This is a genomic window from Streptomyces sp. NRRL F-5123, assembly GCF_000721495.1.
Lineage (GTDB): Bacteria > Actinomycetota > Actinomycetes > Streptomycetales > Streptomycetaceae > Actinacidiphila.
Genome location: NZ_JOHY01000032.1, coordinates 1 through 24,039 on the forward strand (window position 1 = coordinate 1; position 24,039 = coordinate 24,039).

Genomic DNA, 24,039 nt, shown 5'->3' on the forward strand with positions numbered 1-24,039 from the left:
GAGATTTCTGCCTGTCTCGTGGGCTCGGAGATGTGTATAAGAGACAGGTGTGGCTCTGGGGCGGGGCCGGGGGGATCCCCTAATGTGTGGGTTTGTCGGCCACGCGGAGTTGGGGAAGGGGCTACATGGAGCGCACTGTTCGTTGTGCGGAGGGGCATGTGTTCACCACCGGGTCGTTTCCGTTGCAGCAGTTGGGGGCTGAGCGGCTGGGGCCGGGGCGGTTGGTGAGGTGTCCGCGGTGTGCGCGGCTGCGGCACGCGGTGCCCGTCGGAGAGGGTGCCCGCGGGGAGAAGTGAGGCGGGGGAGGCGTCGGGGCGCCTTGGGTTAGGGTCGGTCTGTGCTTCTCTCAGACAAGGACATCCGGACCGAAATCGACAACGGGCGCGTACGCGTCGACCCGTTCGAACCGTCGATGGTGCAGCCGTCGAGTATCGACGTGCGGCTGGACCGCTTCTTCCGGGTGTTCGAGAACCACCGGTACCCGCACATCGACCCGGCGGTCGAGCAGCCGGATCTCACGCGGCTGGTGGAGCCCGAGGGGGACGACGCCTTCATCCTGCATCCCGGCGAATTCGTGCTGGCCTCGACGTACGAGGTCATCACGCTGCCGGACGACGTCGCCTCGCGGCTGGAGGGGAAGTCGAGCCTCGGGCGGCTGGGGCTGCTCACGCACTCCACCGCCGGGTTCATCGACCCGGGCTTCTCCGGGCACGTGACCCTGGAGCTGTCGAACGTCGCGACGCTGCCGATCAAGCTGTGGCCGGGGATGAAGATCGGGCAGCTGTGCCTGTTCCGGCTCACCTCCCCGGCCGAATTCCCGTACGGCTCGCAGCAGTACGGCTCCCGCTACCAGGGGCAGCGCGGGCCGACCGCCTCCCGCTCGTACCTGAACTTCCACCGCACGCAGGTGTGACCCGCTGGTGCTGTGACCGGGAGGGTTTGCCAATAGCTTGCGGCGTCCGGTGCGGTGCGTCGCAAGGCGCCGGATCGGCCTCGTAGCGGGCTACTCGGTCGATGCGGCAACGCAGCGAGGTGCCGGGCCGGGCGTCGCAAGCCGGTGAACCCTCCCGGTCACAGCACTAGATCAGCGGGAGCTTGAACAGCATCAGCAGCGCGATCAGCTGGATCGCCGACGCGCCCAGCGCCTTCGGCCACGGCAGGTCGTGGGATTTCGCGACCATCGACGTCATGAGCGCCACGCACGCGAGCCAGGTGAGCCAGCCCAGCAGTTGGACGAAGCTGTTGGCGCCGCCGAGGAAGAGCGCGAAGAACAGGCGCGGGGCGTCGGTCACGGCCGTGACGAGGAGGGCCAGGCCCACCGTCGGGGCCCAGGCGCCGTCGCCGCCGAGCTGGCGGGCCAGCGTGGTGGTGACCGCGCTGAGCAGCACGCCGCTCAGGGTGACGGCGACGGCCGTCATCACCACCAGCGGGATGCTCGCGGACAGCGTCGCGCCGAGGACGTCGTGGCGGGCGCTGTCGAAACCGAAGACGGCGAGCAGGCCGTAGACGAACGTCACGGTGAGGGCGGGGGTCCACATCGTGTGGTCGCGCATCTGCCAGAACGTCCGGCCGGGGCGCAGCACGATGCCGCTGAGCAGCTGCTTCCAGTGCAGCCGCGGGCCGGAGGGCGGGGCCGCGCTCTGGCCGGCGCGGTAGGTCGCCACGTTGTCGTCGGCGTAGGCGTTCGCGTAGCCGCCGCCGTCCGCGTAGCCGGGGCCCGCGCCGCCGCCGTCCGCGTAGCCGTCGCCGTACGCGTACGGGTCCGCGAGCTGCGCCGGCTCGCCCATCGTGAAGGCCCGCGTGTGGCCGGGCGCGTCGTCGTACGCGGGCGCCTGCTCGAAATACTCCGGCTCGCCCGGCGCGGCGTACGGGCCCTGGGGCCCGCCGTAGGGCGCCCCCTGCGGACCCCGGGCCGGACCGCGGGGCGGGCCGCCGGCGGGGCGCCCGGCCGGGCCCCGACCCCGGCCCGGACCCCCGTACGGCGGAGGCGGCGGGTAACCCGCCGCGTTCGGGTCCTGCCCTCGTCGGTCGCGGTTCTCGAATCCAGCCACGATTCGAACGTACCCGCTGCCGCGAAAGGCCGGGCCCGGCGGGAAGCCGGGCCCGGCCTTTGCTGCCAACCTGTGACACGCCCTGTGACACGCCCTGTGACACGCCCTGTGGCACGCCCCGCCGGGCCGCGCCTCAGCCCGCCGCGGAGTCCGCCCCCGCGGCCGCCGCCGAGGCGACGGGCGCGGGCCTGACGGAGTCGAGCAGCAGCTGCGCGACGTCCACCACCTGCACGGACTCCTTCGCCTTGCCCTCGTTCTTCTTCCCGTTGACGGAGTCGGTCAGCATCACCAGGCAGAACGGGCAGGCCGTCGAGACGATGTCCGGGTCGAGGGACAGCGCCTCGTCGACGCGCTCGTTGTTGATGCGCTTGCCGATCCGCTCCTCCATCCACATCCGGGCGCCGCCCGCGCCGCAGCAGAAGCCGCGGTCCTTGTGGCGGTGCATCTCCTCGCTGCGCAGGCCCGGAACCTTCGCGATGATCTCGCGCGGCGGTGTGTAGACCTTGTTGTGCCGGCCCAGGTAGCACGGGTCGTGGTAGGTGATGAGCCCCTCGACCGGGGTGACGGGGACGAGCCGGCCTTCGTCCACGAGCGTCTGCAGCAGCTGCGTGTGGTGGATGACCTCGTACTCGCCGCCGAGCTGCGGGTATTCGTTGGCGATCGTGTTGAAGCAGTGCGGGCAGGTCGCGACGATCTTCTTCGACGAGCGCGGCTTGCGGCTCGCGGCGACGGTCCTGCCGTCGTCGTCCAGCTCCTCGCCGAAGGCCGTGTTGAGCATGGCGACGTTCTCGGCGCCGAGCTGCTGGAAGAGGAACTCGTTGCCGAGGCGGCGCGGCGAGTCGCCGGTGCAGTTCTCCTCGCCGCCCATGATCGCGAAGTTGACGCCCGCCATGTGCAGCAGCTCGGCGAAGGCCTTGGTGGTCTTCTTGGCGCGGTCCTCCAGGGAGCCCGCGCAGCCGACCCAGTACAGGTAGTCGACCGACGTCAGGTCCTCGACGTCCTCGCCCACGACGGGCACGGGGAAGTCGACCTCCTTCACCCACGCCAGCCGCTGCTTCTTCGGCAGGCCCCAGGGGTTGCCCTTCTTCTCCAGGTTCTTGAGCATCGTGCCCGCCTCGGACGGGAAGGACGACTCGATCATCACCTGGTAGCGGCGCATGTCGATGATGTGGTCGATGTGCTCGATGTCGACCGGGCACTGCTCGACGCACGCACCGCACGTGGTGCAGGACCACAGCACGTCGGGGTCGATGACGCCGTTCTCCTCGGCGGTGCCGATCAGCGGCCGCTCGGCCTCGGCGAGCGCGGCGGCGGGGACGCCGGCCAGCTGCTCGGGCGTGGCGCGCTCCTCGCCCTCCGCGGACTTGCCGCCGCCGGCCAGCAGGTAGGGGGCTTTGGCGTTGGCGTGGTCGCGCAGCGACATGATCAGCAGCTTGGGCGACAGCGGCTTGCCGGTGTTCCAGGCCGGGCACTGCGACTGGCAGCGGCCGCACTCGGTGCAGGTGGAGAAGTCGAGGATGCCCTTCCAGGAGAACTCCTCGATCTTGGAGACGCCGAAGACGTCGTCCTCGCCCGGGTCCTCGAAGTCGATCGGCTTGCCCTCGCTGGTCATGGGCTGCAGGGCGCCCAGCGAGACCTCGCCGCGCGCGTTGCGCTTGAACCAGATGTTGAAGAAAGCCAGGAAGCGGTGCCAGGCCACCGACATGTCGGTGTTGAGGCCGACGACGATCGCCCACGTCATGGTGACGGCGAGCTTGACCATGGCCACGGCGTACACGAGGTTCTGCAGCGTGTCCGTGCTCAGCCCGCGGAAGCCCGCGACGAGCGGGTACGAGGCGAAGTACGCGGCCTCGTAGCCGTCCACGCCGTGCAGCGCGCCCTCCAGGCCGCGCAGCGTGAGGATCGCCAGGCCGATGACGAGGATGACGTACTCGACGAAATACGCCTGCCAGGCCGTGGAGCCGGCGAAGCGGGACTTGCGGCCCGCCCGCGAGGGCAGGCTCAGCAGCCGGATCGCGATGAGGGTGACGATGCCGAGCGTGGTGAACAGGGCGATGAACTCGGTGTAGAGCTCGTACGGCAGCCAGTCGCCGATCACCGGCAGCATCCAGTCGGCCTTGAAGAGCTGGCCGTAGGCGTTGACGATCGTCAGGCCCAGGGTCAGGAAGCCGACCGCGACGAACCAGTGGGCGACGCCGACGACGCCCCACTTGTTCATCCGGGTGTGGCCGACGAACTCCCGCAGCATCGTCGTCGTACGGGCCTTGGGGTCGTTCGTGCGGCTGCCGGCCGGCACCGGCTTGCCCAGCCGGACGAACCGGTAGATCTGCGCGACGGCGAGGCTGAAGAGCGCGACGCCGACCGCGGTGAGGACCAGCGACACGATGATCGCGGCGAGTTGCATGGGGGCTCCTCGGGCCTGCGCACGGTACGAAATTCTACTAAGCGGTAACTTACTGCGGTCCTGGCTGAGGGTACCCGGGATCGGGGGGCCCATAAAGCCGCATCACTGGTGATCTGTGTCGCGCGTCGCGCCGGGCCCGGGTGCGCGGGGCCCACGCGGCTAAGTTGAGTCGACCGGACTCACCTCTGTTGACACGATCGCGGACCTCGTGCACTCTTGAGTCAGTTCCACTCAAGTAGTCAGCAGGAGGAATCCACCATGGCACGTGCGGTCGGCATCGACCTGGGCACGACAAACTCCGTCGTCAGCGTTCTCGAAGGCGGCGAGCCCACCGTCATCACCAACGCAGAGGGTGCCAGGACCACGCCGTCCGTCGTCGCCTTCGCCAAGAACGGCGAGGTGCTGGTCGGTGAGGTGGCCAAGCGCCAGGCGGTCACCAACGTCGACAGGACCGTCCGGTCGGTCAAGCGCCACATGGGCACCGACTGGAAGATCAACCTGGACGGCAAGGACTTCAACCCGCAGCAGATGAGCGCCTTCATCCTGCAGAAGCTCAAGCGGGACGCGGAGTCCTACCTCGGTGAGAAGGTCACCGACGCGGTTATCACCGTGCCGGCGTACTTCAACGACTCCGAGCGGCAGGCCACCAAGGAGGCCGGCGAGATCGCGGGCCTGAACGTGCTGCGGATCGTCAACGAGCCGACCGCGGCCGCGCTCGCGTACGGCCTGGACAAGGACGACCAGACGATCCTGGTCTTCGACCTCGGCGGCGGCACCTTCGACGTCTCGCTGCTGGAGATCGGCGACGGCGTCGTGGAGGTCAAGGCCACCAACGGCGACAACCACCTCGGTGGTGACGACTGGGACCAGCGCGTCGTCGACTACCTGGTCAAGCAGTTCCAGTCCGGCCACGGCGTGGACCTGGGCAAGGACAAGATGGCCCTCCAGCGCCTGCGCGAGGCGGCGGAGAAGGCGAAGATCGAGCTGTCGAGCTCGACCGAGACGTCCATCAACCTGCCCTACATCACGGCGTCCGCCGAGGGCCCGCTGCACCTGGACGAGAAGCTCACCCGGGCGCAGTTCCAGCAGCTGACCAGCGACCTGCTGGAGCGCTGCAAGACGCCCTTCCACAACGTGATCAAGGACGCCGGCATCCAGCTGTCCGAGATCGACCACGTCGTCCTCGTCGGCGGCTCCACCCGTATGCCCGCCGTCGCCGAGCTGGTGCGCGAGCTGACCGGCGGCAAGGAGGCCAACAAGGGCGTCAACCCGGACGAGGTCGTCGCCATCGGCGCGTCCCTCCAGGCCGGCGTGCTCAAGGGCGAGGTCAAGGACGTCCTGCTGCTCGACGTCACCCCGCTGTCCCTCGGTATCGAGACCAAGGGCGGCATCATGACCAAGCTCATCGAGCGCAACACCACGATCCCGACCAAGCGCTCGGAGATCTTCACGACGGCCGAGGACAACCAGCCGTCCGTGCAGATCCAGGTCTACCAGGGCGAGCGCGAGATCGCCGCGTACAACAAGAAGCTCGGGATGTTCGAGCTGACCGGTCTGCCGCCGGCCCCGCGCGGCATGCCCCAGATCGAGGTCACCTTCGACATCGACGCCAACGGCATCATGCACGTCGGCGCGAAGGACCTGGGCACGGGCAAGGAGCAGCGGATGACCGTCACCGGCGGCTCCTCGCTGCCGAAGGACGAGGTCGACCGCATGCGGTCCGAGGCCGAGCAGTACGCGGAGGAGGACCACCGCCGCCGCGAGGCCGCCGAGACCCGCAACCAGGGCGAGCAGCTGGCCTACCAGACCGAGAAGTTCATCGCGGACAACAAGGACAAGCTCCCCGAGGACGTGAAGTCCGAGGTCGAGGCCGCCATCGCGGACCTCAAGGAGAAGCTGAAGAACGAGTCGACCGACGCCGACAACACCGCGTCGATCCGCGAGGCCACCGAGAAGGTCGCCGCCGTCAGCCAGAAGCTGGGCCAGGCGCTCTACGCCAACGCCCCCGGTGACGGCGCCGCCCAGGCGGGTGCCGGCGCGCCCGAGGGCGAGCAGGCCGGGGCCGCGGACGACGACGTCGTGGACGCCGAGATCGTCGACGACGAGAAGAGGGACGGTGCCGCGTGACGGAGGAGCCGAAGGGCTTCGAGCAGGAGCCCGACGTCCCTTCCGAGGCCGGTGACGCCAAGCCGGGCAAGGGCCCGGCAGCAGGCAAGGACTCCGGGACCGCCGACGAGGCGGCCCCGGGGGCCGGCGGCGGGGACGCCCAGGAGCTGACCGCGCTGCGGGCACAGCTGGACCAGGTGCGCACCGCGCTCAACGAGCGCACCGCGGACCTCCAGCGCCTGCAGGCCGAATACCAGAACTACCGCCGCAGGGTGGAGCGCGACCGGGTCGCCGTCAAGGAGATCGCGGTGGCCAACCTGCTCACCGAGCTGCTCCCGGTGCTCGACGACATCGGCCGGGCGCGTGAGCACGGCGAGCTGGTCGGCGGCTTCAAGTCGGTGGCCGAGTCGCTGGAGACGGTCGCGGCGAAGCTGGGGCTGCAGCAGTTCGGCAAGGAGGGTGAAGCCTTCGACCCGCTGGTGCACGAAGCCCTGATGCACAGCTATTCGCCGGATGTCACGCAGACGACATGCGTGCAGATCCTCCAGCCCGGGTACCGCCTCGGTGAGCGCAATCTGCGGCCCGCCCGGGTCGCGGTCGCCGAACCGCAGCCGGGCTCCGGGAAGGCCGGCGACGAGACGGCGGACGACCGGGACGCGAAGGCGGACACGGCGGACGACGAGGAGAACGGTGGCCCGGAGCAGGGCTGACGGTGTAGAGAGAGCCTTCAAGGCCGGAAGGAGGGACGCCGGGGATGAGCATCAGTAGGGACCTGCTGGAAAAGGACCTGTACAAGGTCCTCGGCGTCCCCAAGGACGCCACGGAAGCCGAGATCAAGAAGGCGTACCGGAAGCTCGCCCGCGAGTTCCACCCGGACGCCAACAAGGGCGACGCGAAGGCGGAGGAGCGCTTCAAGGAGATCTCCGAGGCCAACGACGTCCTCTCGGACGCCAAGCGGCGCAAGGAGTACGACGAGGGCCGCGCGCTCTTCGGGAACGGCGGCTTCCGCCCGGGCCCGGGCGCGGGCGGCACCGGCGGCTTCAACTTCGACCTCGGCGACCTCTTCGGCGGCGGCGGCCAGGCCCCCGGCGGGGGCCAGGGCGGCGGCTTCGGCGGCGGGCTCGGAGACGTCTTCGGCGGGCTCTTCAACCGCGGCGGCGGCACCCGGGTGCAGCCGCGGCGGGGCCAGGACATCGAGTCCGAGGTCACGCTGAGCTTCACCGAGGCCGTCGACGGGGCCACGGTCCCGCTGCGGATGTCCTCGCAGGCCCCCTGCAAGGCCTGCTCCGGCACCGGCGACAGGAACGGCACGCCCCGGGTGTGCCCGACCTGCGTCGGTACGGGCCAGGTCTCGCGCGGCGGCGGGGGCGGCTTCTCGCTCACCGACCCCTGCGTGGACTGCAAGGGCCGCGGCCTGATCGCGGAGAACCCCTGCGAGGTCTGCCACGGCAGCGGGCGCGCCAAGAGCTCGCGCACCATGCAGGTCCGCATCCCGGCGGGCGTCACCGACGGGCAGCGCATCCGGTTGCGCGGCAAGGGCGCCCCCGGCGAGCGCGGCGGCCCGGCGGGCGACCTCTACGTTGTCGTGCACGTCGGGCAGCACCCGGTCTTCGGCCGCAAGGACGCCAACCTCACGGTGACCGTACCGGTCAGCTTCCCGGAGGCGGCGCTCGGCGGCGAGGTCAAGGTGCCCACGCTCGGCGGCCCGCCGGTCACCCTCAAGCTCCCGCCGGGCACCCCCAACGGCCGCACCCTGCGCGCCCGCGGCAAGGGCGCCGTCCGCAAGGACGGCACGCGCGGCGACCTGCTCGTCACCGTCGAGGTGGCGGTGCCGGACAAGAGCGAGGGCAAGGCGCTCGACGCGCTGGAGGCCTACCGGGAGGCGACCGCGGACTTCGACCCGCGGGCCGAGCTGTTCAAGGCGGCAAAGGGAGTGTGAACGGATGAGCATCGACGGCCGGACGGACGGTACGGCGCCGGGCCCGCGTGGCACCGGCACCGGCGGCGCGCGCGTTCCGCGGGGTCCGGGCGGTGCCCCGCGCGGGCGCAACCCGTACCAGCTCACCGAGGAGACCCCGGTCTACGTCATCTCCGTGGCGGCCGAGCTGTCCGGGCTGCACCCGCAGACCCTGCGGCAGTACGACCGCCTGGGCCTGGTCTCGCCCGACCGCACGGCCGGGCGGGGCCGCCGCTACTCCGCACGCGACATCGAGCAGCTGCGCGAGGTGCAGCGGCTCTCCCAGGACGACGGCATCAACCTGGCCGGCATCAAGCGCATCATCGAGCTGGAGAACCAGGTCGCCGCCCTCCAGGCGCGCGTCGCCGAGCTGTCCGCGACGGTGGAGGGCGCGGCGGCCCTCATCCAGCAGCGCGAGGCGGCGGTCCACGCGTCGTACCGCCGCGATCTCGTCCCCTACCAGGACGTCCAGCACACCAGCGCGCTGGTGGTGTGGCGCCCCAAGCGCGATGGCGCCTGACGGCGCCTTATGACGAAGGGGCTCGGCCCCTCTCCCCGCCCGCCGGGCGCGCGGTCCGGGCTGCGGCTGCGCCGCCGGGCACGCCAGGGGCGCGTGGGGGCACCTCCCGGGCGAAGCCTGGGGGAGAACTGCGTGCTCAGCCCACCACCGGCCGGTGGTCCGGGAACGACAGCAACTGCCCCCTTTCGGTCGGTGACGACCCGCGCCACCGTCGTGGCTGGTCGCGCAGTCTCCCGCGCCCCTGAAAACGTGTGCCCCGCGGCGCAGCCGCAGCCCGGAAACGCCCACCCCGCGGCGCAGCCGCGCCCGCGGCGCCGCCGCGCCCTCATGGCAGGGACGGGCCAGAATGGAAAACGCACCTCCGAGGAGGATCCGACCCGTGGACGCCGAGCTGACGAACAAGAGCCGGGAAGCGCTCAACGCCGCCAACACCCGGGCGGTCTCCGAGGGCAACCCGGACCTCACTCCCGCGCACCTGCTGCTCGCGCTGCTGAGCGGCGCGGACAACGAGAACGTCCTGGACCTGCTCACCGCCGTCGGGGCCGACCCGGCGGCGCTGCGCGCGGAGGCCGGGGAGCTCGTCGAGCGGCTGCCGAAGGTCCAGGGCTCGACCGTGGCCCCGCCGCAGGCCAACCGCGAGCTGCTCGCGGTCATCGCGGACGCGGCGGAGCGGGCGAAGGAGCTCGGGGACGCATATCTTTCCACCGAGCACCTGCTCATCGGTATCGCCGTCAAGGGCGGCGCGGCCGGCGAGCTGCTCACCCGCCAGGGGGCCGGCGGCAAGCAGTTGCTGGCCGCCTTCGAGACCGCCCGTGGGGGGCAGCGCGTGACCAGCCAGGACCCGGAAGGCACGTACAAGGCGCTGGAGAAGTACGGCACCGACTTCACCGCGGCAGCCCGCGAGGGCCGGCTCGACCCGGTGATCGGCCGCGACCAGGAGATCCGCCGGGTCGTGCAGGTGCTCTCCCGGCGCACCAAGAACAACCCGGTGCTGATCGGCGAGCCCGGCGTCGGCAAGACCGCCGTCGTCGAGGGCCTGGCGCAGCGCATCGTCAAGGGCGACGTGCCCGAGTCGCTGCGCAACAAGCGGCTGGTCTCGCTCGACCTCGGCGCGATGGTCGCGGGCGCGAAGTACCGCGGCGAGTTCGAGGAGCGGCTGAAGGCCGTGCTCGCCGAGATCAAGGACAGCGACGGGCGGATCGTCACCTTCATCGACGAGCTGCACACGGTCGTCGGCGCGGGCGCCGGTGGCGACTCGGCGATGGACGCGGGCAACATGCTCAAGCCGATGCTGGCGCGCGGCGAGCTGCGCATGGTCGGCGCGACGACGCTGGACGAATACCGCGAGCGGATCGAGAAGGACCCGGCGCTGGAGCGCCGCTTCCAGCAGGTGCTGGTCGCCGAGCCGACCGTGGAGGACACCGTCGCGATCCTGCGCGGACTCAAGGGCCGCTACGAGGCGCACCACAAGGTCCAGATCGCCGACTCCGCGCTGGTCGCCGCGGCGACCCTGTCCGACCGCTACATCACCTCGCGCTTCCTGCCCGACAAGGCCATCGACCTGGTCGACGAGTCCGCGTCCCGGCTGCGGATGGAGATCGACTCCTCGCCCGTCGAGATCGACGAGCTGCAGCGCTCCGTCGACCGGCTGCGCATGGAGGAGATGGCGCTGCGCAGCGAGACGGACCCGGCGTCCGTCCAGCGGCTGGAAAAGCTGCGCAAGGACCTCGCCGACCGCGAGGAGGAGCTGCGCGGCCTGACCGCCCGCTGGGAGAAGGAGAAGCAGGGCCTCAACCGGGTCGGCGAGCTCAAGGAGCACCTCGACGACATCGACACCCGGATCGAGCGCGCCCAGCGCGACGGCGACTTCGAGACCGCCTCCAAGCTGCTCTACGCCGAGAAGCCCAAGCTGGAGGCCGAGCTGGAGGAGGCCACCAGGGAGGAGCAGGAGGCCGCCGCGCAGGAGACGATGGTCAAGGAGGAGGTCGGCCCGGACGACATCGCCGACGTCGTCGCCGCCTGGACCGGCATCCCGGCCGGCCGGCTGCTGGAGGGCGAGACGCAGAAGCTGCTGCGGATGGAGGACGAGCTGGGCCGCCGGCTCATCGGCCAGGCCGAGGCGGTGCGCGCGGTGTCCGACGCGGTACGCCGCTCCCGCTCCGGCATCGCCGACCCCGACCGCCCGACCGGCTCCTTCCTCTTCCTCGGCCCGACCGGCGTCGGCAAGACCGAGCTGGCCAAGGCGCTCGCCGACTTCCTCTTCGACGACGAGCGGGCCATGGTCCGCATCGACATGAGCGAGTACGGCGAGAAGCACTCCGTCGCCCGGCTCGTCGGCGCCCCGCCCGGGTACGTGGGCTACGAGGAGGGCGGCCAGCTCACCGAGGCGGTGCGCCGCCGCCCGTACAGCGTGGTGCTGCTCGATGAGGTCGAGAAGGCGCACCCGGAGGTCTTCGACGTCCTGCTCCAGGTGCTCGACGACGGGCGGCTCACCGACGGCCAGGGCCGTACGGTCGACTTCCGGAACGTGATCCTCGTCCTGACCTCCAACCTCGGCAGCCAGTACCTGGTGGACCCGGCGCTCACCGAGGAGCAGAAGCGGGAGAACGTGCTGGCCACGGTGCGGGCGTCCTTCAAGCCTGAGTTCCTCAACCGGCTCGACGACACCGTGGTCTTCTCCGCGCTCAGCAAGGACGAGCTGCGCAGGATCGCCCGGCTGCAGACCGACCGGCTCGCCGCCCGACTCAAGGACCGCAGGCTCGGCCTCGACGTCACCGACGCGGCGCTGGACTGGCTGGCCGACGAGGGCAACGACCCGGCGTACGGCGCCCGGCCGCTGCGCCGCCTGGTGCAGACCGCCATCGGCGACCCGCTGGCCCGCGAGCTGCTCGCCGGGGAGATCAGGGACGGGCAGACCGTACGGGTCGACCGCGCCGCGGACGGGCTGATCGTGGGCGCGGCCACCGGTCCGGCGGGGCCCGACCTCAGCAAGTGACGGCCGCCGGTCCCGGTCGGTGACGGCCGCTGCCGCCCGGTGACCAGCGCCGGACCCGCGCACCCCCGGGGTTTCCCCCTGGGGGTGCGGATGAGGGAGGATGGCAGTCAGACGTCACGAAGGGACTTCACGGTGAGCATCGACCCGTCCTCGATTCCTAATTTCGGGGGACAGCCGGACCCCTCGTCCGCTGGCAACAGCGGTGTGGTCATCCCCGACCAGGACCTGGTCAAGCAGCTGCTCGACCAGATGGAGCTGAAGTACCTGGTCGACGAGGAGGGTGACCTCGTCGCGCCCTGGGAGGACTTCCGCACCTACTTCATGTTCCGTGGCGAGGGCGAGCAGGCGGTCTTCGCCGTCCGGACGTTCTACGACCGCCCGTTCGAGGTCGACGACAAGACGCAGCTGCACGAGGTCATCGACGACTGGAACCGCCGCACGCTGTGGCCGAAGGTCTACACCCACACCAACGACGACGGCGGCGTCCGCCTCGTCGGCGAGGCCCAGCTGATGGTCGGGCTGGGCGTCGGCCTGGAGCACTTCGTGTCCAGCACGGTGAGCTGGGTGCGCGCCTCGATCGAGTTCGACAAGTGGGTCGTGGACACGCTGGGCCTGGCGAAGGACGCTGACGAGGCCGCCGAGGGCGGCGAGGGCGGCGACGAGTCCGCGGAGGACTGACCCGCGCGGAGGGCCTGAGCCGCGCGGGGGACTGGCCTGCGCGGAGGGGACCACCGCCGCCCGTCCCGAGTACCTACGGAAAAGCCCGGCCCCCCGTGTGGCCGGGCTTTTCCGCGCTCCCGCGGTGGCTCCGCGGTGCGTCGGGGTGCCTCAGACGGGCTGCTCCAGCACGGAGAGCACGTTGCCCGCAGGATCGGTGAACCAGGCGATGAGCGGGCCGCCGCCGCGGAAGATCCCCCGCTCGTCCGTGGGCAGCTGCTCGTACCGCGCGAAGCGCACCCCGCGCCGCCCCAGCTCGTCGACCGCCGCCTCGATGTCGGGGACGGGGAAGTTGAGGACGGTGAACGTCGCGGGCGTGTGGTCCGGCTTCGGGTAGACCAGGACGTCCCGGCCACCCGCGATGTGCAGCGTCAGCAGCCCGTTCTCCCGCGACACCTTCAGCCCCAGCGTGTCGCCGTAGAACGCCGCCGCGGCCTCGATGTCGTCCACCGAGAAACCGCTGAACGCCTTGGTCGACTCGAACATGATCGCCTCCTGTGGGTCGTGCCTACGAGTGCAGACCGCGCCGGCGCCGGGAAGTCATCGGTGGCCGCCCCGGCCGTGACCCGGGAGGCGGGAAGGAGGAGAATCCGGGCCCATGGCCATCGACTACCGCAAGGCGCCCCGGATCGACTACCGCAAGCCGCCCAGGGCCGAGCGGCGCGGGACCGGGCCCGCCGTCAGCCTGGAGAAGGTCGCCGCCAGCGCCCCCGGGCTCGTCGACCTGTTCAAGACCGCGGCCGTCTCGCTGCAGAAGCACGCGGTCGGGGGCGAGCGGGCGGCCGTCTACCTCGTGCTGGACCGCTCCGGCAGCATGAGGCCGTACTACCGGGACGGCTCCGTCCAGCACCTGGCCGAGCAGACCCTCGCGCTCGCCGCCAACCTCGACGACGACGGTGTGGTGCCCGTCGTCTTCTTCTCCACCGAGGTGGACGGCACGGCTGAGATAGCCCTCGACGCCTACCGCGACCGCATCGGCCCGCTGCACGAGTCGCTGGGGCACATGGGCCGCACCAACTACCACCTCGCCATGCAGGCCGTGATCGACCACTACGAGGCGAGCGGCGCGGCCGATCCCGCCTTCGTCGTCTTCCAGACGGACGGGTCGCCGACCTCGAAGGCCGCGGCCGAGCACGTGCTGTGCGTGTCCGCGCGGCTGCCGGTCTTCTGGCAGTTCGTGGGCTTCGGCGCCGACGAATTCCGCTTCCTCCGCAAGCTCGACGACCTGCCGGTGCCGGGACGCCGGGTCGTCGACAACGCAGGCTTCTTCGCCGCGGGCAGCGACCCGAAGGCGCTCTCCGACGCGGAGCTGTACGACCGCCTGCTCGGCGAATTCCCCGGCTGGCTCACCGCGGCCCGCGCCGCGGGCATCCTGCCCGAGGCGTGACCGCGTCCCGGCTCCGGTGTCCCCCGGGACGGGGCTCCGGGAAGGGGCTTTGCATGAGCATGCGTTGGTGTGCATAATATTTCCATGTCCAAGGTCCTCACCTCCCTTCCTGTCGGCGAGCGCGTCGGCATCGCCTTCTCCGGTGGCCTCGACACGTCGGTCGCGGTCGCGTGGATGCGCGACAAGGGCGCCGTCCCGTGCACCTACACCGCCGACATAGGCCAGTACGACGAGCCCGACATCGCGTCGGTGCCCGGGCGTGCCAAGGCCTACGGTGCCGAGGTCGCGCGGCTGGTCGACTGCCGTGCGGCACTGGTCGAGGAGGGCCTCGCCGCCCTCACCTGCGGGGCGTTCCACATCCGCTCCGGTGGGCGGGCGTACTTCAACACCACCCCGCTCGGCCGCGCCGTCACCGGCACCATGCTGGTGCGGGCGATGCTGGAGGACGACGTCCAGATCTGGGGCGACGGCTCGACCTTCAAGGGCAACGACATCGAGCGGTTCTACCGCTACGGCCTGCTCGCCAACCCGCACCTGCGGATCTACAAGCCGTGGCTGGACGCGGACTTCGTGACCGAGCTGGGCGGCCGCAAGGAGATGTCGGAGTGGCTGCTCGCCCACGAGCTGCCCTACCGCGACAGCACGGAGAAGGCGTACTCCACCGACGCCAACATCTGGGGCGCCACCCACGAGGCGAAGACGCTGGAGCACCTGAACACGGGTGTCGAGACCGTCGACCCGATCATGGGCGTGCGCTTCTGGGACCCGTCGGTCGAGATCGCCACCGAGGACGTGACGATCGGCTTCGACCAGGGCCGCCCGGTCAGCGTCAACGGCAAGGACTTCGCGACCCCCGTCGACCTGGTGTCCGAGGTGAACGCGATCGGCGGGCGGCACGGCCTGGGCATGTCCGACCAGATCGAGAACCGGATCATCGAGGCCAAGAGCCGCGGCATCTACGAGGCCCCGGGCATGGCGCTGCTGCACGCGGCGTACGAGCGCCTCGTCAACGCGATCCACAACGAGGACACCCTCGCGCAGTACCACACCGAGGGACGGCGCCTCGGCCGGCTGATGTACGAGGGCCGCTGGCTGGACCCGCAGGCGCTGATGATCCGCGAGTCCCTGCAGCGCTGGGTCGGCGCCGCCGTCACCGGCGAGGTGACCCTGCGGCTGCGGCGCGGCGAGGACTACTCCGTCCTCGACACGACGGGCCCGGCCTTCAGCTACCACCCGGACAAGCTCTCCATGGAGCGCACCGAGGACTCCGCCTTCGGCCCGGTGGACCGGATCGGCCAGCTCACCATGCGCAACCTGGACATCGCCGACTCCCGCGCCAAGCTGGAGCAGTACGCGCAGCTCGGCCTCGTCGGCTCCGGCAGCCTGGTCCTCGGCCCGGCGCAGGAGATCGCGACCGGCCTGATCGAGACCATGCCGGAGCTGCCGGAGGGCGGCGCCGAGGTCATCGCCTCCCGCGGCGAGCCGGAGCCCGACGACGCGCTGCTGGACCGCGCGGCGATGGAGTTCGGCACCGACTGACCTCCCCGGAGGATTCCACCGGGCCCGCCCCCGCACGCGCAGACCCGCGTGCGGGGCCGGGCCCTTTCCGATTAGCGGCCGACCTGGACGGTGGCGCTCGCCGTGGCCGCCGCCAGATGCGCGCCCCCGGCGTACGCCACCTGGTAGGTGACGGTGCCGGAGACCGGCGGGGTGTCGGTGACGGTGAACGTGCCGTCGGCGGCCGTCGTGACGGCGGGCAGCGCGACGCCCGCCGGGTGGCTCCGGTCGACCCGGGTGACCTGCACGGTCTGCCCCGCGGTGTACGGCGACGGGCCGCTGAGCGTGCCGGTCAGGGTGACCTTCCCGTGCAGGTGGACGCTCGCCGGGCCGGAGAGGGCCAGGCCGGCGGCCGCCTGCGCGGGGTTCGCTATGACGTGGAGCACGGGGTCCGCCCCGTACGGGTCCGCGCTGACGGCGAACAGCGTGCTGTTGTCGGGCGTGACGGCCAGGCCCGCGTCCGCCTCGAAGGCGTTGGGGGCGACGGGGTAGGACACGACCGAGCTCGCGCTGCCGGGTGCGAAGACGAAGACCTGGTCGCCGTACAGGTTCTCCGACCCCGCGAACACGGTGCCGTCGGCGCCGAGCGCGACCGAGTTGGGGTAGGTCGCGGTGGGGTACGCCCCGTCCGGGCTGAGGTCGGCGACCTTGAACACCTGGTGCTCGTACGGCGCGCCGCACGCGGTGATCACGTCCTTGCCGTCCGGGGTGATCGCCAGGTCCGCCAGGTTGCTGCTCACCGTGGGCGAGGTCAGGTAGAGCGGCGCGTGCAGCACCTGCGCGCTGCCGCTGGAGACGTCGTAACTGGCCAGCTCTGCCGGGCTCTGGCCGGGCTCGCCCGCCACCAGTTCGCCGCCCGGTGTGGCGGCGAGGATCGGGGCGCTGTACCAGCTGTCGCCCGTCGCCCGGAGGGCCACCGCGGCCGGGTCGACGGCCGGGTCGACGGAGCCGATCCCGCCCTGCGCGGCCCCGCCGTAGCCGAACCAGAGCTTGCCGGCACTCCACACCACCGACTGCGGGTCGGTGCCCGCGCCCGTGCCGTAACGGGCGGTCTCGGTGAGCGTGCCGGTGTCGACGGCCGAGATCGCGTCGGCGCCGCCGAGGGCGGCGTACACCGTGCTCCCGTCCGGCGAGAGCGCCAGCCCGTCGGCCCCGGTCTCCCCGTCTATCGTGGCGATCGTCTGCCCCGCGTAGTCGGTGACCAGGATGCTGCCGGAATCCGCCCCGCCGCTGATGAACAGGTGCTGGTGGACCGGATCGACGAGCATGTGCGCGTAGTGCGGAATCGGCAGCGGAACTGCCGTGGAAGCGGTCTGTGCGGAGGCGGTCTGTGCGGAGGCGGTCGACAGACCGAGCGACGCGAGCCCGGTCGCGAACGCGACGGCCGTAGCCTGCGAAATGCGCTTGGTGCGCATGGGACTCCTGACTTCCGGTTGGTGATGGGCACTCAGATTCGAGCGCGATCCGAGTAGATCACCCACCACTGACAACGCCCGGCGCGCACGCCCCATGCGGTGACCCAGGCCTCGGCGAGGGCGTGCGGTGGACCCGCGGAAGGTGAAGCGGGCCCGGCCGCGGCCCGCGGTGGTGAGCTCGTCGCCGAGGCCGCCGCCGTCGGCGATCCCGCCGGGTGAACTCGACATCATCCCAATGTGAGCGTTAATAAATAGGTGGTCCGAAAGGGGTATATGCCGTACCTCAGGAGCACATCGCGGGCCCGGTCGTGCCGCCGGTCCTGACGCCCCGACATGCGAACTCCTGGGAACGAAGTTTGTCGTCGGCATTGCGGAACCGAGGGCGCCGGTTTAGCGTGACGTGCAAAGTTCATTGTGAGCGCTAACAAAATGGGCCTCTGTGCAAGGGAGCACACATGATCTCAACCCGCGTGAGATTCCGCGTCGGTATGACGGTCGCCGCCCTGGCGGCGGTGGCCGCCCTGGCCTCGCCGGCGGGAGCCGCCACCGCGCCGACCTCGTTCCAGTGGACCTCCAGCGGGGCGCTCATCGGGCCGAAGCCGGATGCCACCCACGCCTCGCTGGCGGTCAAGGACCCCTCCGTCATCTATGTGCACGGCAAATACCACGTCTTCATGACCACTGCTGACGGCAACGGATGGGGTCTGGCCACCACCAGTTTCACCGACTGGTCGCAGGCCGCCGACGCCCCGATCACCTACCTGGACCGGTCCGGCATCGGGACGGGGTACCGCGCCGCACCGGAGGTCTTCTGGTTCGAGCCGCAGAAGGTCTGGTACCTGGTCTTCCAGGACGGCCAGGGCGGTGCCTACTCGACGACCGAGAACATCGACGACCCGCTGTCGTGGAGCCCGGTCGGCCACTTCTACCCGGGCGGTATGCCGGACATCATCCAGCAGAACATCGGCAACGGGTACTGGGTCGACTTCTTCAACACCTGCGACGAGGAGAACTGCTACCTGTTCTCCTCCGACGACAACGGCCACCTCTACCGGTCGGAGACGACCGTCGAGGACTTCCCGAACGGCTTCCACAACACCGTCGTCGCCCTCCAGGACCCCAACCGCTTCGCGCTGTTCGAGGCGAGCAACATCTACAAGATCCAGCGCTCGGGGCAGTACCTGCTCGTCGTCGAGGCCATCGGGGACGACGGCCGCAGGATGTTCCGCTCCTGGACCGGTGACAGCCTTGCCGGTCAGTGGAAGCCGCTCGCCGACACGGCCGAGAACCCCTTCGCGCGGTCGACCAACGTCACCTTCGACGGCGCGCCCTGGACGCAGGACATCTCGCACGGCGAGGTGGTGCGGCACCACGTGAACCAGGAAATGATCATCGACCCGTGCGAGCCGCTGCAGTACCTGTACCAGGGCCTCGACCCCGCCGCGCAGGCGCCCTACGGCGAGCTGCCGTACCGTCTCGGCCTGCTCACGGCCAAGGGCCCGAACCCCGTCAGCGCGTTCTGCAAGAAGCCCTCCGCGAAGACCCCCTGAGGAGTGTGATCCCGGATGTCCTGGTCCTCTCACATACGCAGCCGGCGACAGGTGCTGGCGGCCGGCACCGGGCTGGCCGTCGCCGCCGCGGCTTCCGCGGGACACATCCCGCAGGCCGCCGCCGAGTCCGCCGGCGCGGCGGGGCCCACCCCGTGGCCTCCGGCCGCCCAGTACGACAACCCGGTGTTCTGGCAGGACTTCGCGGACATCGACATCATCCGCGTGGGTGACACGTACTACTACTCGGCCTCGACCATGCACTACTCGCCGGGTGCACCCGTCCTACGCTCGTACGACCTGGTCAACTGGGAGTTCGCGGGCCACTCGGTGCCCGTCCTGGACTTCGGGTCCAAGTACGACCTGGACGGCGGACGCGGATACGTCAGGGGAATCTGGGCGTCCACCCTCAACTACCGGCCGAGCAACGAGACGTTCTACTGGCTGGGCCACATCGACTTCGCCAAGACCTACGTCTACACCGCCAAGTCGGTGGAAGGCCCCTGGAGCAGGCACACCACGATCGACAACGTCTACTACGACGCGGGGATGCTCGTCGACGACGACGACACCATCTACGTGGCGTACGGAAACACCGAGATCCACGTGGCCCAGCTCTCGCCCGACGCGCGCAGCGAGGTCCGGTCGGAGTCCGTGTTCAGCACGCCGTCGAGTGTCGGAGTCCTGGAGGGCTCCCGCTTCTACAAGATCAACGGGAACTACTACATCTTCGTCACCCGGCCGGCCAACGGCCAGTACATCCTGAAGTCCACGACCGGTCCCTTCGGGCCGTACACGATGCAGCAGCTCCTCCTCGACCTGAAAGGACCCATTCCCGGGGGCGGAGTTCCGCATCAGGGCGGACTCGTGCAGACCCAGAGGGGCGACTGGTTCTACATGGCCTTCGTGGACGCCTTCCCCGGCGGCCGTGTCCCGGCCATGGCTCCGGTCACCTGGACCCCGGACGGCTGGCCCGTCGTCCAACTCGTCGACGGGGCCTGGGGTACGTCGTATCCCTACCCCGACATCGCCCCGCCGCCCCGGCAGGTCGAACCGCTCATCGGAGTCGACACCTTCAAAGGCCCGGTCCTCGGGCCGCAGTGGGAGTGGAACCACAACCCGGACAACAGCAAGTGGGCGTTGAACGGCCAACTGCGGCTGGGGACCGCGACGGTGACGGAGGACCTCTACTCGGCCCGGAACACCCTGACCCATCGCATCCAGGGCCCCACGTCCACCGCGACCGTCGTCCTGAACTATGCCCGGATGAAGTCCGGGGACCGGGCAGGACTGGCACTGCTGCGTGACCTGTCCGCGTGGATCGGCGTCAGGCGCGACGGCGACACCTACACGCTGGCGACCGTCGACGGCATCGCCATGGACGCGGACTGGAACACCACCAGCACAGGCACCGAGACTGCGAGCACCGATGTCTCGGACCGTCGCCGGATATGGCTGCGCGTCCACGCGGACATCCACCCCGGGCCGGGCCGTCAGGGGAACTTCTCCTACAGCACCGACGGCACCCACTTCACACCCCTCGGGCCGGCTTTCACCCTGAAGGACAACTGGCAGTTCTTCATGGGCTACCGGTTCGGCATCTTCAACTACGCCACCGAGGCGCTGGGCGGCCAAGTGGAGGTGCAGCAGTTCGCGTTGACAACCCCGTGACGCGGCAGGCCACAGAGGCCGAAGCGCGTCCCGCCGAGCCCGCCTCCACCGCGCCCGCGGCCGCCTCGTGCGACCGCGGGCGGGACTTCGTGGGGCCGGATCAGGGGCTGTCCTCACCTCCGCCCGCCGCGCCACCGTTCGCCAGCCACTGACGGTAGGCAATCAGGGCCTGCACGGTCGAGAAGGCGTTCTGGCGTGCGGTGGCGGGTGTGGCGGCCACGGTGCCGGCGGCCGCGGCGAGGCCGGCGGCCGGTGTGTACATGGCCTCGTGGAAGGCAGTGCCGGAGGGAGCCGAGGCCACGGCGAAGACGGGATGTGCCGTGCCGCCGGAGAAGGAGGTCGAGATGTAGTCGCCGACCATGGTCCCCTGCGTGGTGCTCGCCAGCCACGAGTGGGTCATCGGTCCGGCCAGCTGGGTGGGGGCGGTCCAGGTGGCGCCGCCGTCCGTGGACGACACGTATCCGACGTCCAGCTGGCAGCTCGCGGCCGTGCAGTTGGCAGCCGGGTGGTAGTAGTACGCCAGCGCCAGGTGCGCGGTGCTGCCGGACGTCGAACTGTCGACCGCGAGGCCGGGGATGAAGTGATCGACCGTGGTGGTCGTCGCGTCGATCGGGATGCGGACCACCGAGGACCAGGTGGTCCCGTTGGTGGTGGTCGACATCACGATGTCGTTGGAGGTGCACGAGCCACGGAAGCGGCAGTCCTGCCAGACCACGTAGACCTTGCCCGACGAGTCGATCTCCGCGGAGGGCAGCGGGCCGCTGCGCAGGGACCCGTGGACGGTGTACGTGCTGACGGTGGCGACGGTCCTGGTCGAACTCCAGCTGCTGCCGCCGTTGGTGGACTGGAAGGCCAGGATCGCCGTCTCCGAGGCGTTGGCAGCGGGAACGATCACCGTACCGTTGGGCTGCACCACGGGCTGGCCGCCGATGCCGGTGGCGTTGTTGCCGGTGTTTTTCGACGCGCCCCAGGTCAGCCCGCCGTCGGACGAGGTGGTCATCTTCAGGCGGTCGCCGTCGGCGGGGCTGTCGTACTCGGTGTAGCAGTTGCCGTAGAAGGCGCTGGACGAGGTGTTGTCGCAGACGATCCAGTTCTTGTCCAGGTCCGAACCGGTCGCGGTGGTCACCGGGTTGCTCCAGGTCAGCCCGCCGTCGGTGGAGCGGCTGGTGTAGACGAGCGGCACGGTGACGGACGAGGTGATCGGGATACTGGAGATCAGCCAGACGTTGTGCTTCGCGTCGTAGCCCACCGCTGCGTCGCTGACCCGGGCGTAGGTGCCGCCGGCGGCCGTGGTGATCCCGGGCAGGAAGCCCTTGGTCCAGGTGGAGCCGCCGTCGGTGGAGGTGGCGAAGCCGATGTTGGAGCCGCCGCCGTCGTTGAACCGGCCGACCTGGAAGGCGGAGACGATGGTGGAGCCGTAGGCGAGGGTGTCGGGCTCGACCTCGGTGGCGTGCTGGCTGCTGGAGTTGGTGTACGGGTCGGTGCTGACCTGGGTGAGTGCGGGCGCGGCGTCAGCGGCACCGGTGGACACGACGAGCGCGACGGCGGTCGCAGTCACCATGACCAGGCCGGGACTGACCATGCGCCGGAATAAGGAGCCCAAGGACATGTTCCCATCCTCTGCCGAGGGGACGGAGCACGTCCGGCATCGGTGGGCCGCCGGGTGGGGAGCAGCTTGTACACGTCCCGCCGTGGGGCAGGTCGTTCCCGCCGGACCGAACCAGGTGCAGGACGTGCGCAAGAACTCCCACTCTCCTACTTGGGCATGCGCACGTCAATTAAAGTTCTCGCTGCTCGTAGCTGTCCCTTGCTGCCGTGCGCGTCCTCGTTGAGGCAGACCTCGAAGTCGGCGACGGGGAGGCGGTCGGCGAGCAGATCGCGTTTGGCCTGGAGGTGGCCGCGGAACGCGGCGTAGTACGCGGAAGTCGCGACGGTCGAGGGTGAGGACGGCGTCGCGCCGGGCTGCACGGGGAACCGTTGGGACATGGCCGACTCCGAAGAACAACCGCTTGCAGCCGATGACCTCGGTAACGCCCTGCTTTCCTTCACGCCGGGGAACGAGGGAACGGCACCGAACGACGCCCCGATGCCGGCAGCGCTCGTTGCCCTGTGGCACGCCGGTCGGGTCCTCATGGTCTTCGACCGATATCGCCGTACCTGGGAGCTGCCCGGCGGACACATCGAAACGGGCGAATCCCCTCGTCAGGCGGCCGCGCGTGAACTTCTGGAAGAGAGCGGGCAGGAGCCCGGCGGCTCGTTGCAGTTCGTCGGCTACGCGAGGTCCGTACTGGCACCCGACCAGCGCATTGAATACGCGGCACTCTTCACAGGGCACTGCGCGGAACTCCGCGAATTCCGTGCCAACGAGGAGATCGCGGCCGTCCGCTGGTGGGATCTCCTCGAAATTCTTCCAGGACGTCTTCAGCCCATGGACGCCTACCTCGCCGCGCTCACACGTGAGTGGCGCACTCCCGGTCGGCCGTAGGCCGGTCCTTGCTGCAGCCGGCGAACTGTTGTCGTCGGGGGCGGGCTGCCGCTTCAAGGAGCTGTCGTCACGTACCCGGTCGGGAGACGCCTGCCCACCCGGGAACATGCCGGCGCCGCGTATTCCTCGTCCTGCCTGCGGCACTCACGATCGTCACGGCGCCGGCTTGGTGTCGCGCGGACCGCGTCAGCGACCGCGTTGGCGCGCAGCCGGAGCCACCACGCGGCCGTACCGGCGCAGCCGGCGGTGGGGTGGTCGTGGAAGACGGAGTGGGGGACGGCGACGCCTGCGCGTTCGGGGAGGGCGCGGCAGAGGGCCAGGGCGTCGGTGATCGCGTACCGGAAGGGGCCCGAGGTCACGTACGTGAGGAACTGCTCGGCCGCCCGCGCGGCGGTGACCAGTTCGCGTGAACCCGGGCACCGCCAAGAGCGCGGGTGAGGAACTGCTTCGTCGTGCGCACAGCTGCGACCAGCTCGCGCGAGCCGGTCACCCAGGCCACGCGTCGTTCACACACTCATTGCAGCGGCAAATCGTCGGGCAGTAGGCGGAAGCACTTGTGCCGGCCCAGGGGGCGCAGGGCGCGGAAGTCGCGACGGTCCAGAGTGAGGACGGTGTCGGTGTCGTATTCCGCGGCCAGCGCGACGTTCACGGCGTCGGCCAGATCGAGGTTGAGCGACGCGTATCCGGCACGCAGGGATTGGGCCGTCGCCAGGTGGGTCTCGGTGATCTCCGGCACGACGATGCGGCTCACCCGCATCCAGCGCCGGATGTCGTCGACGGCGCTGACCGCGGCCTGCCGTCCCAGCTCACGGGTGGCGACGTGGTCGATCTCGGCGAGAAGCAGCGGGGACATCACGAGGAGGCCGGCAGCCGTCAGTGCTTCTGTGGCTCCCTCGTGTTCCGGGTGCGCGGAGTCGAGCGCGGCCAGGAGGCCTGAGGTGTCGGCGACGACGATGATCACGCAGCGGTCCCGGACCCGTTCTCTCCTCGGGCGGAGTCGGCCACCGCGTTGCGTACGTCCTCCTTGGAGGGAGTACGCCCGGGGCCCTCGAAGGTGCGCGAGAAGAGCGGTTCGTCCCAGACGCGGTTTGCCATGGCGGCCAAGTGGATCCCCTGGCGAATGATCTCGGCCTCGCTGATCCCACGACGAGCCGCCGCCTCCTTGATGATGGCCAGGTCCTCGGGGTCTGCGTAGACGTTGGTGCGCTTCATGGACATGTACCAAGC

Annotated in this window: 20 protein-coding genes; 12 read left to right on the forward strand and 8 right to left on the reverse strand. The window is 70.4% G+C overall.

Annotated elements, in window-relative coordinates:
• Window positions 1-337: 337 nt before the first annotated feature.
• On the forward strand, window positions 338-913 hold the full coding sequence (dcd, locus tag IH54_RS0123415) for a dCTP deaminase (RefSeq protein ID WP_031520058.1): 576 nt from the start codon (window positions 338-340) through the stop codon (window positions 911-913).
• Between the two features lie 166 nt (window positions 914-1,079).
• On the opposite strand, the gene IH54_RS0123420 is transcribed toward dcd, so the two are convergent.
• The gene (locus IH54_RS0123420; RefSeq protein ID WP_043181989.1) at window positions 1,080-2,051 is read right to left on the reverse strand and encodes a Yip1 family protein; all 972 of its coding nucleotides are present in this window, start codon (window positions 2,049-2,051) and stop codon (window positions 1,080-1,082) included.
• A gap of 133 nt (window positions 2,052-2,184) precedes the next feature.
• Window positions 2,185-4,455 carry a (Fe-S)-binding protein gene (locus IH54_RS0123425; RefSeq protein ID WP_052397786.1) on the reverse strand — a complete coding sequence of 757 codons (2,271 nt, stop codon included), beginning with the start codon at window positions 4,453-4,455 and terminating at the stop codon, window positions 2,185-2,187.
• 258 nt (window positions 4,456-4,713) lie between these two features.
• Here IH54_RS0123425 and dnaK point away from each other — a divergent pair, with 258 nt between their 5' ends.
• The 6 genes from dnaK to IH54_RS0123455 all read left to right on the forward strand — a co-directional run bounded on the left by dnaK (window position 4,714) and on the right by IH54_RS0123455 (window position 12,711).
• Window positions 4,714-6,582 carry a molecular chaperone DnaK gene (dnaK, locus tag IH54_RS0123430; protein WP_031520065.1) on the forward strand — a complete coding sequence of 623 codons (1,869 nt, stop codon included), beginning with the start codon at window positions 4,714-4,716 and terminating at the stop codon, window positions 6,580-6,582.
• On the forward strand, window positions 6,579-7,271 hold the full coding sequence (gene grpE, locus IH54_RS0123435; RefSeq protein WP_031520067.1) for a nucleotide exchange factor GrpE: 693 nt from the start codon (window positions 6,579-6,581) through the stop codon (window positions 7,269-7,271). Before dnaK ends, grpE begins: the two co-directional genes overlap by 4 nt.
• Window positions 7,272-7,315: 44 nt before the next feature.
• On the forward strand, window positions 7,316-8,500 hold the full coding sequence (dnaJ, locus tag IH54_RS0123440; RefSeq protein ID WP_031520069.1) for a molecular chaperone DnaJ: 1,185 nt from the start codon (window positions 7,316-7,318) through the stop codon (window positions 8,498-8,500).
• Between the two features lie 4 nt (window positions 8,501-8,504).
• Window positions 8,505-9,038: a heat shock protein transcriptional repressor HspR gene (locus IH54_RS0123445; RefSeq protein ID WP_324607813.1), complete on the forward strand. Its 534-nt coding sequence runs from the start codon at window positions 8,505-8,507 to the stop codon at window positions 9,036-9,038.
• Window positions 9,039-9,417: 379 nt separating this feature from the next.
• Complete coding sequence (gene clpB / locus IH54_RS0123450) at window positions 9,418-12,033, forward strand: ATP-dependent chaperone ClpB (protein ID WP_031520073.1); 2,616 nt, start codon at window positions 9,418-9,420, stop codon at window positions 12,031-12,033.
• Window positions 12,034-12,165: 132 nt separating this feature from the next.
• Window positions 12,166-12,711, forward strand: coding sequence for a YbjN domain-containing protein (locus tag IH54_RS0123455; RefSeq protein ID WP_031520075.1), 546 nt, complete (start codon window positions 12,166-12,168; stop codon window positions 12,709-12,711).
• A 150-nt stretch (window positions 12,712-12,861) separates the two neighbouring features.
• Here the strand turns inward: IH54_RS0123455 and IH54_RS0123460 are convergent, their stop codons facing one another.
• Window positions 12,862-13,236 carry a VOC family protein gene (locus tag IH54_RS0123460; protein WP_031520077.1) on the reverse strand — a complete coding sequence of 125 codons (375 nt, stop codon included), beginning with the start codon at window positions 13,234-13,236 and terminating at the stop codon, window positions 12,862-12,864.
• Window positions 13,237-13,348: 112 nt separating this feature from the next.
• On the opposite strand from IH54_RS0123460, the gene IH54_RS0123465 reads away from it, so the two are divergent.
• Both IH54_RS0123465 and argG read left to right on the forward strand, forming a co-directional pair.
• The gene (locus tag IH54_RS0123465; protein WP_031520079.1) at window positions 13,349-14,137 is read left to right on the forward strand and encodes a vWA domain-containing protein; all 789 of its coding nucleotides are present in this window, start codon (window positions 13,349-13,351) and stop codon (window positions 14,135-14,137) included.
• Window positions 14,138-14,221: 84 nt separating this feature from the next.
• Complete coding sequence (gene argG / locus IH54_RS0123470) at window positions 14,222-15,676, forward strand: argininosuccinate synthase (protein WP_031520081.1); 1,455 nt, start codon at window positions 14,222-14,224, stop codon at window positions 15,674-15,676.
• Between the two features lie 71 nt (window positions 15,677-15,747).
• Here the strand turns inward: argG and IH54_RS0123475 are convergent, their stop codons facing one another.
• Window positions 15,748-17,109: a hypothetical protein gene (locus IH54_RS0123475; RefSeq protein ID WP_031520083.1), complete on the reverse strand. Its 1,362-nt coding sequence runs from the start codon at window positions 17,107-17,109 to the stop codon at window positions 15,748-15,750.
• 455 nt (window positions 17,110-17,564) lie between these two features.
• Here IH54_RS0123475 and IH54_RS0123480 point away from each other — a divergent pair, with 455 nt between their 5' ends.
• The gene (locus tag IH54_RS0123480; protein ID WP_078862467.1) at window positions 17,565-18,659 is read left to right on the forward strand and encodes a non-reducing end alpha-L-arabinofuranosidase family hydrolase; all 1,095 of its coding nucleotides are present in this window, start codon (window positions 17,565-17,567) and stop codon (window positions 18,657-18,659) included.
• Between the two features lie 15 nt (window positions 18,660-18,674).
• Window positions 18,675-20,327, forward strand: a complete 1,653-nt coding sequence (locus IH54_RS0123485) for a glycoside hydrolase 43 family protein (RefSeq protein WP_031520087.1) — start codon at window positions 18,675-18,677, stop codon at window positions 20,325-20,327.
• A 100-nt stretch (window positions 20,328-20,427) separates the two neighbouring features.
• On the opposite strand, the gene IH54_RS0123490 is transcribed toward IH54_RS0123485, so the two are convergent.
• Window positions 20,428-21,909 (reverse strand): sialidase family protein, encoded by a 1,482-nt coding sequence (locus IH54_RS0123490; protein ID WP_234343722.1) that lies wholly within the window; start codon window positions 21,907-21,909, stop codon window positions 20,428-20,430.
• 173 nt (window positions 21,910-22,082) lie between these two features.
• Window positions 22,083-22,313, reverse strand: coding sequence for a hypothetical protein (locus tag IH54_RS0123495; RefSeq protein WP_031520092.1), 231 nt, complete (start codon window positions 22,311-22,313; stop codon window positions 22,083-22,085).
• Between IH54_RS0123495 and IH54_RS0123500 the strand changes: the two genes are divergently transcribed.
• Window positions 22,312-22,812 (forward strand): NUDIX hydrolase, encoded by a 501-nt coding sequence (locus IH54_RS0123500; RefSeq protein ID WP_043181993.1) that lies wholly within the window; start codon window positions 22,312-22,314, stop codon window positions 22,810-22,812. The genes IH54_RS0123495 and IH54_RS0123500 overlap by 2 nt on opposite strands.
• 514 nt (window positions 22,813-23,326) lie before the next feature.
• Here the strand turns inward: IH54_RS0123500 and IH54_RS0123505 are convergent.
• Window positions 23,327-23,773: a type II toxin-antitoxin system VapC family toxin gene (locus IH54_RS0123505; RefSeq protein ID WP_031520096.1), complete on the reverse strand. Its 447-nt coding sequence runs from the start codon at window positions 23,771-23,773 to the stop codon at window positions 23,327-23,329.
• Window positions 23,770-24,030 carry a CopG family transcriptional regulator gene (locus IH54_RS0123510; protein ID WP_031520098.1) on the reverse strand — a complete coding sequence of 87 codons (261 nt, stop codon included), beginning with the start codon at window positions 24,028-24,030 and terminating at the stop codon, window positions 23,770-23,772. The genes IH54_RS0123505 and IH54_RS0123510 overlap by 4 nt, the downstream gene beginning before the upstream one ends.
• Between the last annotated feature and the right edge of the window lie 9 nt (window positions 24,031-24,039).